Origin of the sequence: Halorubrum sp. CGM5_25_10-8B (assembly GCF_005435095.1) — an archaeon.
Lineage (GTDB): Archaea > Halobacteriota > Halobacteria > Halobacteriales > Haloferacaceae > Halorubrum > Halorubrum ezzemoulense.
This window is the reverse complement of record NZ_SGTY01000010.1, coordinates 109,922-121,973: the sequence shown is the minus strand read 5'-3', so window position 1 is coordinate 121,973 and position 12,052 is coordinate 109,922. Positions and strand designations below refer to the sequence as shown.

The following is a 12,052-nucleotide window of genomic DNA, read 5'->3' as shown; positions in this document are numbered from 1 at the left end:
AGTTGTGTTGGAGAACGCATGCGACCCTGGGCCCGCTCGGCGGCGTGGTCGGCGGCGATAGCCGCGCTGCTGGCAGTCGTCGTCGTCGTCAGCGCCGCGATCGGTCCCGTCCGTATCCCGCCTGAGACGGTGGTGAAGTCGGTGTTGAACGCGCTCGCGGTGCCCTCCGGAATCGAAGCGAGCGCGAGCGGTGTCGGCCCGTTGCCGGTCCCCGGCGTCGGTCCCCTCACGCTCCCCGGCGTCGACCTCGCGTTCGCGTCGCCGTTCGCGTTCCCCGTCGACTCCGTCCACCAGCGGATCGTCGTGGGCGTGCGGCTCCCGCGGATCCTGCTCGCCGCGCTCGTCGGCTTCGCGCTCGCGGCCGCCGGCACGGTGATGCAGGGGTTCTTCCGAAACCCGATGGCCGACCCGTCGATCATCGGCGTCTCGTCGGGCGCGGCGGTCGGCGCGGTGGCGTTCATCGTCTTCCCCGCCGCGCTCTCCGCGACCGTCGCGCTCCCGCTCGTCGGCCCCGTCGAGGTCGCGCTCTCGCGGGGCGCGGGGACGAGCCTCTTCGCGTTCGTCGGCGCGCTGGTCGCCGCCTTCGGCGTGTACGCCATCGCGACCCGGAACGGCCGGACTCCCGTCGCTACCCTCCTGCTCGCCGGCGTCGCGGTCCAGACGTTCCTCGGCGCGGTCGTCTCCTACCTCCAGCTCCAAGCGGGGGAGTCGCTCCGGCAGATCGTCGCGTGGCTGATGGGCCACCTCTCGGGCGCGGCGTGGAGCGAGGTGGCCGTCACCGCCGCCGTCGTGCCGCCGCTGTTCCTCCTGCTGCTCGCGTACGCCCGCGACCTCAACGTCCTCCTGCTCGGCGAGGAGGAGGCACGGGGGCTGGGGATCGCGGTCGAGCGCACGAAGCGGGTGTTGCTCGCCGCCTCGGCGCTCGTCACGGCCGCCGGGGTCGCGTTCGCCGGCGTGATCGGGTTCGTCGGTCTCATCGTCCCCCACATGCTCCGGCTCGTCGTCGGGCCCGACCACCGGACGCTGCTCCCGACCGCGGCACTCGCGGGCGGCACGTTCCTCGTCGCGGCCGACACCGTCGCGCGCTCCGCGGCCGCGGAGTACCCGGTCGGGATCATCACCGCCGCGGTCGGCGCGCCATTCTTCGTCTACCTGCTCGTGACCCGGGAGGTGACGGAGCTGTGAGTGCGGATCCCACCGTCGACGCCGAGACGACGGGCGCGGCCGACGCGGCGGAGTCGGCCGCGGGCGGCGGCGACGGTTCCGAGGCCCTCCCCGACACGGCGCTCTCGTTCGGCGACGCGCCGCTGCTGTCGGCCGCGGACGTGGCCGTCTCGTTCGGCGACCTCGACGTCGTCTCCGGCGTCGACCTCCGGGTCGAGCCCGGCTCGCTCGTCGGCCTCGTCGGGCCCAACGGCGCCGGGAAGACCACCGTGCTGCGCGCGGTGACCGGCGCGGTCGAGCCGGACGCCGGGACCGTGCGCCTCGGCGGCGACCCGGCGTCGTCGCTGTCGGCCCGTGAGGTCGGTCGGCGCGTCGCGAGCGTCCCGCAGACGACGAACCTCTCGTTCGACTTCCGGGTGCGCCACGTCGTCGAGATGGGTCGGACGCCCCACCTCGGGCGCTTCGACGCGCACGGGACCGAGGACGACGCCGCGGTCGACGCCGCGATGGCGGCCGCCGCCGTCGAGCGCTTCGCCGACCGGTCGATCACCGAGGTCTCGGGCGGCGAGCGCCAGCGCGTGCTGCTCGCGCGGGCGCTGGCGCAGGCGGCGCCGCTCCTCCTCCTCGACGAGCCGACCGCCAGCCTCGACGTACACCACGCGGTCGAGACGCTCGAACTGGTCCGCGAGTTCGTCGACGGCGGCGACCGGGGAGCGATCGCCGCGATCCACGACCTCGACGCCGCGGCCCGCTACTGCGACGAGGTGGTCGTCATCGCGAACGGCGGGGTTCAGGCCGCCGGGCCGCCCGAGTCGGTGCTATCGGCGTCCGCCGTCGGCGCGGCCTTCGACGCCGAGGCGTTCGTCGGTCGCAACCCGGCCACCGGGACGCCCGCGGTCACTGCGTTCCCGGAGAGCGACGCCGACCCGCGCAGCGTCCACGTGATCGGCTCGGGGCGGTCGGGCGCGCGCGTCGTCGCCCGGCTGGCCGCCGCGGGCCACGAGCCCTCCGTCGGCGTAGTCCCCGAGGGAGACACGGCCGCCGGCGCCGCCGCGGACGCGGGCGCGACAGCGGTGACGGCGCCCCCATTCGAGGACCCTTCCCCGGAGGCGCTCGCTGCGGCGCGCGACCTCGCGGCCGACGCCGACGCGACGCTCGTGGTCGCGGCGGACGGCGACGTCGCCCCGACAGCGAACGGCCCGAACGCCGAGGTCGCGGCGGCCGCGGACCGCGTCGTCGACGTCGCCGACGACGTCGACGACGCGGAGCTGCTCGACGCCGTCGCGGCCGCGAGCGGTGCCGAGCCGGCGGAGTGACTCCGGCCGCTCGGGTCCCCGCCGTCCGGCCCGCGAAGCGTCACCGTTTATTCGCTCGACCGCGTCCCTCCGACGATGAGCGTCCCCTGCGTCGCCGTCGCCCGCGAGCGCGGCGAGACCGTCCGGAGCCGGCTCGCCGACGCCGACGCCCTCGACGGCGACCACCAGATCGCCGTCGACGGCGAGACGATCTACATCCCCGTCGCGGACCGCGAACTAGTGCCCGCTGCGTTCGCCGACCGGATCGTCGAGCGCGACGCCGAGCGACGGGACCGCCCCACGACGCCCGCCGACATCCTGGGATACGAGCCCTCTATCGAGCGGCTCGGTGACATCGTCATCGTCGACGAGGACGACGACGAGCGCGCCCGCGAGATCGCCGACGCCGTCGCGGCCTCCGACGTGCCCTGCGAGACGGTCCTCAACCGCGCGTCGCCGATCGAGGGCGAGTTGCGGGTCCGCTCTTGGGACGTGCTGGTCGGCGACGACACGGAGACGGTCCACCGCGAGTACGGCCACGAGTTCGCGCTCGACGTCGCCGCGGTGTACTTCTCCCCGCGGCTCGCGACCGAGCGTCACCGCGTGGCCGAGCAGGTCGACCCCGGAGAGTCGGCGATCGATATGTTCGCCGGCGTGGGCCCGTACGCGGTACCTATGGCGTCCCGCGGCGCCGACGTGGTCGCCTGCGATCTCAACGAGCGCGCGGTCGAGTACCTCCGCGAGAACGCCGCGCGCAACGGGGTCACCGACCGGGTGACCGCGATCAGCGGCGACGTGCGCGACCTCGCCGACTCCCACGCGGACACCGCCGAACGCCTCGTGATGAACCTCCCCCACTCCGCGGACGAGTTCTTGGACACCGCCGTCGCGCTCGCCGGCGACGACTGCGTGATCCACTACTACGACATCCAACACGAGGACGACCCGTTCGGCCCGGGGCGGCGCGCGATCGAGGCGGCCGCGGGCGACGACTACGCGGTCACCGTCGAGACCGAGCGGGTCGTCCGGTCGTACGCCCCCCACGAGCACAACGTCTGTCTCGACGCTCGCCTGACGCGCGACGCCGACTGATCCGGCCGCTCCGCGCGCCCGACGAACCGAGGCAGACACGTCAGGGAATATACTTATGAGTGTAACTATCTAACATGTCTTCGTATGAGCGACGCCGCAGACCCCGAAGAGCGAATCGACGAGACGACCACGTGGCCGGAGCTGGCGATGGGGCTCTACGACCGCTTGACCGGTCGAAACGCCGAGATACACTACCAGTTCGAGGACATGACCGTCGAGGTGCCGAGCGGGACGGGAGACGACGTCGAACACGCCGAGTGGCGCGTCGACGGCGGCGTCCGCGTCACGACCCGTGAGCGGGACTGAGTCTCACGCCGCCCTCGCAGTCGAGACCGACGACCTGACGCTCTCCGTCGACGGGGTCGATGTGTCGGTCCACGCTACCGAGCGGCGCCTGTTCCTCGAAGTAGAGAGCGTCGGTGACGCCCTCCGCGTCGCCCGCCGCCTCCCGGGCGACGCTGCCTCGGACCTCGCGGTCAGGGAACTGCGACTGGGGGACCTCACCGCCGAGGTCAGGGTCCGCGGACGAACGGTCGCGATCGCGGGCGCCGACGCGCGCCCCGGTCCGGTCTCACACCGCCTCGGCGTCGCGCCCGCCGAGGTGCGCCTCGCGGGGGTCGTCGGCGCCGGATACGGCGGCCTTTCCGCCGCGGTGCGCCGCGCGCGGCGGCTGTTCGCGTAGCGTCGAACGGGACGGAGAGCGGCGGCGCCGCTCGCGATCCGTCGTCGAGACAGCGAAAACGCCGCGCCGCCCCGAGGGGGGTCGGGGCGGAGCGGCCGGGGCCCGTCACATGACAAGCGGCCGCGGCGACGGTCGGCGGACCAGAGGCGATTTTGCGCTTGGCGCGTCGGTGACGCGTTTCACACGGTAGCCGCGGCGGAACGCTACTGGGGATGACGGCCGCGCCGAGTCGCGGTTGGGGAGACGACCGACGAGACCCTTGCCGCCCGGTACGGGCTCCGACCGGGCACGCACCGCCGAGGGATTCGATCCCCGCCGTCTCGGCACGCGGACGGTGTCAGCACATTCAAATTGAAGTCCGAACGAGTATTTAGTCTTTTTCCTTATACAATTGTATTGTGTTCTGGTTTCCTGTGTGTTTATAGATGTAATATGGGAACAATTATGACGTTCGTCTTATTCGTATCGGGCGCGCGCGTCGCTTCCAGCGCGCGGCTCGGCTCCCGCCGCGTCCCCGTTGCGTCCCCGTTTCGGAACCCTTATTTTTCCGTCCGGGAATTGTGTGATGAGCGCCGGGGTAGCTCAGCTGGCAGAGCGATTCCTTCGTAAGGAATAGGTCGAGGGTTCAAATCCCTCCTCCGGCTTGCCTAAGAAGGGTTCAGAACCTTTCTATTTTCAAAACGAGATCAGGCATTCACATCCCAACTGGTGATTGGTGGTTATATGCCAACAAGATACACAAGACGAGAATATTTGGCCGCTTCGGTCGCTGGAATGAGTACGGCGCTCGCTGGATGCGTCGAAGGCATTATGAGTGATTCTGGTGTGAGTGCCACTGATAGTTCGATTAGTGGTTCTCCCATGTACCAATATGATTCAGCCAATACTGGATACGCATCCGATGAAGTTGGTCCTACTCAAAATATTACTCAACTGTGGAGTTTTGAAACTGAGGGTGCGGTACAATCTTCACCAGCGGTAGTTGATGGGATCGTCTACGTTGGCAGTCTTGATGGTAATGTCTACGCGGTAGATGCGGTCACAGGTAACCAACAATGGTCCTTCGAGACTGACGGATCAGAATCTGGGTCGGTACTATCTTCTCCAGCAGTAGTTGACGACACGGTCTACTTTGGAAGTGAAGATGATTCTGTCTATGCGGTAGATGCTAATACTGGCGATCGAAAGTGGACCTTCGAAACAGGTGAGTCAATATACTCCTCAGCAACAGTAGTTGGGGGTACGGTCTATATCGGGAGTAACGACAATAGCCTGTACGCACTTGATGCTACCTCCGGGGATCTCCAATGGGTTTTTGAAATCGATGACTGGGTGAGATCCTCACCAGCTGTTGTGGACGGAGCGGTGTATGTTGGTAGCCATAATGGTACACTATATGCGCTGGATTCAAATACTGGTGACCAACTGTGGAGCTTCGAAACTGGTAGGCCGGTACAATCTTCACCAGCAGTTCTTGACGGGGTGGTATTCGCTCTGAGTTACAACGGTTCTGTCTATGCGCTTGATACCGATACTGGCGATCAAATATGGAAGTTTGATGCTAATGAAGGTGGACAATCCTCTCCAGCAGTAGTAGACGGTACTGTCTATGTGGGAAGTTACGATAGCAACATATACGCGCTGGATGTATCCTCCGGCGAGCAACAATGGGTTTTCGAGACTGGTGATTCAGTGTACTCCTCGCCGGTGGTAGTTGATGATACTGTTTATGCCGGGAGCTACGATGATAATGTCTATGCGTTGGATGCGAATACCGGCGACCAACTGTGGAGCTTCGAGACATACGAGTCTGTATATTCCTCACCAGCGGTAGTTGACGGTAATGTTTATATCGGGAGTGCGGACAACAATATTTACGCTCTAAGTGAGTCTTAGGCCTCAGTCAGCATATTTTTCTATTCGGTTCTGCCGTTTCTGAATAGAGTCGTCGGCATCGACCGCGGTCGGCCTCTGAGTATTACGGTAGCGTGAAATCGTTCGCAAAGGGGTTCGTGGCATATTCCGCACCCGGTTTAGCCGCTCTCCCTTCACCCATGACAAGATACCTAACGCAGTCACAACAGTGATCCTCTGCCGCGCTTGTTCCGACGTGTTCCTCTTTGTACCCGAGAATTTCCCGGATTAGGTTTTGACAGTTGTCGGATATCAACAATCCGGGGCGGTCGGCGTTGTCACACTCGAAACGCTTGCGTACTTCATCAATACCGGCATCAAGTGATTTGTCGGCCTTCTCGGTCGAATAGCCAGCACTGTTGAAACGTTCTATATCGGCGGGTTCGTGCTCACAGTGAATGGTCCCCCGTGGCTTATCATTACGTTTCAGCCAATCGATCGCGTCGGATACGTGACTCTCACTCCGGTAGAATTCATCAAGGGCAACCAGTTGATCGTAGTCGGTCCGACCAACCTCCAAGAGAACACGGGGATCGTTCCAGCCGGCGTCGTAGCCATAGATTCGCCACCCTTCCTGAACCCGCTCGACGGCGTCGACGTGCGGTATAACGTGTTCGTCCCGCGAGAAATTTGAGTAAACCAATCCTTGTGCGGCCGCAAATCCGCCGTGAAGGGCTTGCTCTTCTCGGCTTGTCTCACCATATTGCCGCTCGAAGCGTTCCTTCTCACCCTGATCGAGATACGGATTCGTTAGTGTACTTGCTCGAATCTGTTCGATATTCAGCCCAATAGATTCCCCGTCACTGTCTTCTTGGCGTTCCAGAATCTCATACGCCGCGTTGTAGCCGTTGCCCGTCAGAGTCCATAGTTGGGCCTTCGGACCGGCAACGCCCCGCAAGCGGGAACCGATCATTTCCAGCAAGTCGTGAAGGTCTTCCCCGTAGTGTGAGGGTTCGTCAAGCCACACCGCCCCGTATGAGTCGCCGGCGTATCGGTTCCACTTGTCGGCCGATCCGAGCTTGACGACACTGTCGTTGATGAATGTCAACCGGTGGTTCTGCCGGTTGTAGTCGGTAACGACCGGAGACGTTTCCGGTCCGTTGTATGAGCTTGTGACGATCGAGGTGCGTTCTCCCGGCAACTGTTCAAACAGAACGCGAAAGGTCGTATCCCGCGCCTTGGTGAAATCGATCCCCATCCCCAAGAAGCGGCTTCCGTCGTATTCGAGGGCTTGTCTGATCAGCCACCGTGCCCCGAAGATAGTCTTCCCTGAACCGTAGCCGGCAAGGAAACCGGTGATATCGGCGTCGGACCGGATCGCTTCGAGGGCGTCACGTTGTGCGTTCCAGAGGTCGTATGTAAGCGTCCGTGATTCAGGGGACCATGTCATACCATTCGGGCGATTCTCTGGATCCGCAACGTTCCAGAGAACGGTAACGTCGTCGTCACTCTGCCGGCGTTCGTCGGCGTCGATCCGGTCGACAACGTCCCGCAACGTGTTTCGGGTGAGCCGCTTGCTCATAGCTCAATATCAGGGTGTGCTTCGAGGGCGTCACGGAATTCCTGTAGCTCCCGATCCTCAAGCACCTTCCGGCGGGTGCGGATCAGGTAGCCGAGCGCTCGGTAGTATTTGATTCGCACCTTTTCGTGCTCAGGGTTCCGAATCCGCCCGTTCTCAACCTTGTCTGTCACTTCCTCGATCGCAACGTCAAGCTTCTCAAGCATGGCGTCGTAGTTCTCAGTGCCAAGGTCCGGCGTCGGTGGGGAATCTGCTTGTGACATAGGTGAATCACCAACTGGAAGCGGTCGGAACCCGGTGGAACCGCCGGATTCACTGCTTCAACAGGGTGGCTAAAGGTACGCTTAGACGCCACTTAGTTGTTTGTCTATATTGGATACGTCAATTAACGAATTTTACCGGAGGGTTGATGAGATACTCACAACAGGCAGGCCGCAGGCCCACAGTAGAGCCACTTTCCACCATTCCCGCCCCTCAGCCTGATGAATCTCTTCAGGCGTTGCCTCAGCCACCTCACGGAACACACAGAGCATTTCACCGAGGTAGGATCTAACGTATCGCCCTCGACCTGTCGGTGCGTCGGCGTGATCGGCAAAGACCCACTTCTTCAATCGTTGAGTCGCTTGTAGGCGTACCTCCGCGATATCGTTGATGTACCCGTGCCCTCGCGTTTTGTGCCAATAGCGACTAAGCCCATCCCGATCGAGGTCGACCGGCGTTACGCCGAAGACAACCACATGAAGATGTAACACTCCCCGGCCGGTCACTTCACGTACAACAACAGCCGGCGGGCGTCCCGAACCCGGCGTCTGTCGCTTCAGGTGATCCCGTAATGGGTCAATCGATTCGTTTACTGCTACTGCCGAATCAATCATATCCCCCGACTCTCCCGGTCGAGCCGTAAGCGTACACATGACTCCTCGCTCATGCCGGCGGGCTTTCTCGAACGCTCCAAGATAGACAGCCTGTTGAGTCGCTACCCGTTCTGGCGAAGAAACGCGGTCGGCTCTCATCCCGTCCGTATCCACTCCTTCACGGTGTGCGGCAAGAGCGTGTCGTAAAGCTGCCCGCACATTTGTGCTACAGTCACCGGGTGTTATCTCACACCGATCACGCAACACCGAACGGGCTACGTTTGCCGCCATCCCGTCCGGGGCACGGGCTGGAAGTGATCCCGGTACGCTCGAAACCGATCGCGGAATAGTGTCGGCCGCGGAGTCTTGCCTACTACTCTTCAAGAGCAACGCCCAATCTTGTGGTTCAACCCATACAAACCCGTCACGTCGGTCGGTTTTGAAGCAATCTTGCCGCTTGAAGAAACGACGGGCTAATTGGTAGTCTGCTCCTGCTGATTCAACGGCGTCGGGACCGAACACGTCCTGAACGATCTTCGAAAGAGGTACGCCAGCAGGCTCATGTAGGACATATTGAGCCAATTGGGTCTTCTCGGCTTCTCGCGGGGTGCCGCGCCACAGATTGGCAACAGAGACGGGGCTACCGGTGTCTGTTTGACAGTCGGCTTCACTCTTCGCCATGAGCACTACCGACGTAGTCGTAATAGACCGACCGACTGAGGTACTCCTTCGCCTCTTGCTCTAAGTACCGCTGTGTTCGCAAATACTGTTGAACCGACTGTTCGACTAATTCCGCTTGGCAACCGGGATCGCTCGGCACATCGTCGCCAAACCGTCGCGCTTCTTTGGAGTTAGAATTATTACTCTCGGTATTGTCATTAGACATGACGGCTCACCTCACCGTGTGTCGTCCCACTTGTTCCGCGGTCCGTGCCCGGACCATCTATCCGGGTGCGCTTCCAGTTCATCGTTACCTCTGGTTGTCGGCCGCTTCGAGCAGGACCTTGGCGTACTTGCTACAGTTGAGGTCGTCACGTTCGGCAAGAGCTTCGAGGTCGTCACGACGCTTCTCGACGGCGTCAATCATCCGCTTCCCCCTCGATCGGTCGAATATTGACCAAGACGTAATCGCCCTTCTCGACCCCAATCTCCCGGCGGATATGTGCCGGGATGGTAATTCGACCGTCCTCAATCACCCGTGTCGGTGCTTGTGGCATACGACTCAGTAGAACCCGCACATATATACGAATGGCACCGCAATTCATCTTCATATGACACGGACGGATCGGCAAAACGCGATACTCACTGACGAACAGCGAAAGACTTTGCTTGGTATCTCAGATATCGAGCGCACTGGAAGTCATAAACGGAATTTTGAGACGGATTTGCGGAAGCGAATTCGCAGTGGAATTCATGATTTCTATGAATTGAGAAAAATCGGACAACGAGACTTACGACTCATTTTTGACAGGCAGTTCCTCGAATCGGATGGTGTCAACGGGAATATCAAACGAGGAGACTTGCCCGAAGCGTCTGAACCCGAGTTTAGAGATACTGCGAATCAATATATCGCTGTTACACACATGGTCGCATTCGCATGGCGCGGCCTGCGGGCGATCGGCAACGAACCAAAAGATATCATCGACAACGCGATTATGGAAGGTGTTTCGAACGGTGAAGCGGACTACAGAGGAATCAGCCGGTCGCTTGTTGGCGTCGATTTAGACTTTGATTTAGAGGTCCACAGTGACGCCGCTCTCGATCCGCTTGAGAAGTGGGAACGGGATCTTCCTCTGAAAACAGCGGAAAGGACGGAACTACATGAACAGCTGATCGAAGCAGTGCCCGAAGAGGTCTATCAATCCTCAACCCCTGTCGATTTTGACGACTTGGTTGAGGAATACTTGGCGTCCGAAGAGTAGCCGGATCAGTCACTCAGACAACTTCTCAAGCAGTTTTGCTTTCGCTTCGGGATCTTCAAGAGCGTCACCAAGGGCGTCGATCAAGTCGGCTGAGTCAACGTCGTCGGGATCGATCTGCTTGTAGTCGTCTTTCATGTCCTTATCAACTTGGTCCTCAAGTTCGGCGGCCGTTTCCTGATCCAGTGCGAACCCGCACCGCATACAGAATGCGGCGTTCGGTTCGTTCAACTCTTGGCACCGGAGACACTCGACAACGTCGGGTGTCTGTTCCTCTTCATCCGGTTCATACAACCCGTGAAGTTGATCATAGGCGTTGTCGATATCCCGGCCGCTTAGATGAACATACTTTGAGGGAACATCCGATCCTTGAACCCACCCGAACCACTCACACAGTTGGGATTCGGTCATTTCATTCGCAAGGAACGACGCCCGCGAATGTCGGTAGTGGTGCGGATTCGAGGGCTTCTCGATATCTGCCCGTTCCATGTTCTTTTTCAGGATCTTCTCGCGGATGTAGCGGTAGCCAAGCTGATCGTCGGCCGACCCTTGCTGGATCTTACACCAAAGCGGGGCGTCCTTCTCAGGGTTCGGGTGCTTGTTCAACCAGTTGTTGAGGTGCGGAACGGATTCCAACAAGGGCAACCGGCGGGCACCGGTCTTCCCGTCGATCGTAATTTTCTTGCCGTGGTTTCGATCCTCGATATCCCCAACGGCGAGGTCGATTAGTTCTCCAATCCGGGCACCTGATTCATACAACAGGTAGATAAATGCCTTGTCGCGGGGATTTTTCGCGGCGTCGACTTGGTTCTCAATATCTTCCTTGGTAAGCAAGTCCTTCGGAAGCGTATCGCCGTTGCCGTTGCCGTTGCTCAACTGGATCCACTTCACTTCCGCCGGCGATTCGTCCCGGCCGGCGTCCTTCAACCAACTCCAAAACGCCTTAATCACGGTCTTGTAGGTGTCAACCGTTTCCTCAGTGTAATCCTGATCGTGAACCCATACGATTAGCCCCTTCACGTCGCTCTTGTCCATTTCATCAAAGGGCTTCTCGGCTTCCTGAGAAACGATCTTGAGCCGTTGTGTGTTCCGCAACAGGGTAGCGGGGCTTAGCCCGTTGAGCACCTGATCCTGTTTGTAGTCGTGAATCAACTCCTTGTTGCGTTCCAGAATCTCTTCGGATTCCTCGATCGTCACCATCGTCCGGTCAAGCTTCTTCTCAAAGTCGGCTATTGGCATGGTCACCACTTCACACGGTGTGGCGAAAAAGGTTTTGAACCCTTATTCTGTAAGCCCTCCTCCGGCTCTTCTACCGAATCGTCTTCCGACCGAGAGCCGCGGCCGTGCGCACCGTCGTCCTCCGTGATCGGCCTCTTTCTGATCGTTCCGTCACCGCTGTGCGATATCAGATTTATATTATCAAAAGAATATTAGGTGTGGGTCTATGTACCATGGAGGCGTATGCGCAGATATGCGACCAGAATACGAGCATCACGGCGAAGAAGTGTACGAGTGTTTCAAATGCGGTCGGCGAACGGACTCGCCGGGCGAGTGCGAGTGTGGCGGTGAACTGTGTCATATCGGCCGTTCCCGGGATCTGTAGCCGGATCTGT

Annotated in this window: 10 protein-coding genes and 1 tRNA gene; 8 read left to right on the top strand and 3 right to left on the bottom strand. The window is 61.1% G+C overall.

Translation table 11 applies throughout. The features are described 5' to 3' along the window. Positions 1-18: 18 nt before the first annotated feature. The 7 genes from btuC to EXE51_RS11295 all read left to right on the top strand — a co-directional run bounded on the left by btuC (position 19) and on the right by EXE51_RS11295 (position 6,129). The gene (gene btuC, locus EXE51_RS11325) at positions 19-1,185 is read left to right on the top strand and encodes a vitamin B12 ABC transporter permease BtuC (protein ID WP_049932834.1); all 1,167 of its coding nucleotides are present in this window, start codon (positions 19-21) and stop codon (positions 1,183-1,185) included. A 122-nt stretch (positions 1,186-1,307) separates the two neighbouring features. Beyond that, positions 1,308-2,480 (top strand): ATP-binding cassette domain-containing protein, encoded by a 1,173-nt coding sequence (locus EXE51_RS11320; protein WP_394348089.1) that lies wholly within the window; start codon positions 1,308-1,310, stop codon positions 2,478-2,480. Positions 2,481-2,555: 75 nt separating this feature from the next. After that, positions 2,556-3,551 carry a class I SAM-dependent methyltransferase family protein gene (locus EXE51_RS11315; protein ID WP_049932833.1) on the top strand — a complete coding sequence of 332 codons (996 nt, stop codon included), beginning with the start codon at positions 2,556-2,558 and terminating at the stop codon, positions 3,549-3,551. 84 nt (positions 3,552-3,635) lie between these two features. Further along, the gene (locus tag EXE51_RS11310; RefSeq protein ID WP_049932832.1) at positions 3,636-3,857 is read left to right on the top strand and encodes a hypothetical protein; all 222 of its coding nucleotides are present in this window, start codon (positions 3,636-3,638) and stop codon (positions 3,855-3,857) included. After that, on the top strand, positions 3,844-4,233 hold the full coding sequence (locus tag EXE51_RS11305) for a peptide ABC transporter ATP-binding protein (protein ID WP_086216236.1): 390 nt from the start codon (positions 3,844-3,846) through the stop codon (positions 4,231-4,233). The genes EXE51_RS11310 and EXE51_RS11305 overlap by 14 nt, the downstream gene beginning before the upstream one ends. Positions 4,234-4,804: 571 nt before the next feature. Beyond that, a tRNA-Thr gene (locus EXE51_RS11300) sits at positions 4,805-4,877 on the top strand. Between the two features lie 79 nt (positions 4,878-4,956). Beyond that, positions 4,957-6,129, top strand: a complete 1,173-nt coding sequence (locus tag EXE51_RS11295; protein ID WP_137692686.1) for a PQQ-binding-like beta-propeller repeat protein — start codon at positions 4,957-4,959, stop codon at positions 6,127-6,129. 82 nt (positions 6,130-6,211) lie between these two features. Here the strand turns inward: EXE51_RS11295 and EXE51_RS11290 are convergent, their stop codons facing one another. Together EXE51_RS11290 and EXE51_RS11285 are read right to left on the bottom strand one after the other, a co-directional pair. Then, positions 6,212-7,669, bottom strand: a complete 1,458-nt coding sequence (locus EXE51_RS11290; protein ID WP_137692685.1) for a terminase large subunit domain-containing protein — start codon at positions 7,667-7,669, stop codon at positions 6,212-6,214. Further along, a complete protein-coding gene (locus tag EXE51_RS11285; RefSeq protein ID WP_137692684.1) occupies positions 7,666-7,929 on the bottom strand; it encodes a hypothetical protein in 264 nt (87 codons plus the stop codon). Before EXE51_RS11285 ends, EXE51_RS11290 begins: the two co-directional genes overlap by 4 nt. Before the next feature lie 1,862 nt (positions 7,930-9,791). Here EXE51_RS11285 and EXE51_RS11280 point away from each other — a divergent pair. Beyond that, positions 9,792-10,442: a hypothetical protein gene (locus EXE51_RS11280; RefSeq protein ID WP_137692683.1), complete on the top strand. Its 651-nt coding sequence runs from the start codon at positions 9,792-9,794 to the stop codon at positions 10,440-10,442. A gap of 9 nt (positions 10,443-10,451) precedes the next feature. On the opposite strand, the gene EXE51_RS11275 is transcribed toward EXE51_RS11280, so the two are convergent. Further along, positions 10,452-11,678 carry a tyrosine-type recombinase/integrase gene (locus EXE51_RS11275; protein WP_137692682.1) on the bottom strand — a complete coding sequence of 409 codons (1,227 nt, stop codon included), beginning with the start codon at positions 11,676-11,678 and terminating at the stop codon, positions 10,452-10,454. Positions 11,679-12,052: the final 374 nt, after the last annotated feature.

What these genes read in the sequence shown, in the direction of transcription:
- btuC (WP_049932834.1), top strand. Translation starts at nt 19, where the DNA reads ATGCGACCCTGGGCCCGCTCGGCGGCGTGGTCGGCGGCGATAGCCGCG.
- EXE51_RS11315 (WP_049932833.1), top strand. Translation starts at nt 2,556, where the DNA reads ATGAGCGTCCCCTGCGTCGCCGTCGCCCGCGAGCGCGGCGAGACCGTC.
- EXE51_RS11310 (WP_049932832.1), top strand. Translation starts at nt 3,636, where the DNA reads ATGAGCGACGCCGCAGACCCCGAAGAGCGAATCGACGAGACGACCACG.
- EXE51_RS11295 (WP_137692686.1), top strand. Translation starts at nt 4,957, where the DNA reads ATGCCAACAAGATACACAAGACGAGAATATTTGGCCGCTTCGGTCGCT.
- EXE51_RS11290 (WP_137692685.1), bottom strand. Translation starts at nt 7,669, where the DNA reads ATGAGCAAGCGGCTCACCCGAAACACGTTGCGGGACGTTGTCGACCGG.
- EXE51_RS11285 (WP_137692684.1), bottom strand. Translation starts at nt 7,929, where the DNA reads ATGTCACAAGCAGATTCCCCACCGACGCCGGACCTTGGCACTGAGAAC.
- EXE51_RS11280 (WP_137692683.1), top strand. Translation starts at nt 9,792, where the DNA reads ATGACACGGACGGATCGGCAAAACGCGATACTCACTGACGAACAGCGA.
- EXE51_RS11275 (WP_137692682.1), bottom strand. Translation starts at nt 11,678, where the DNA reads ATGCCAATAGCCGACTTTGAGAAGAAGCTTGACCGGACGATGGTGACG.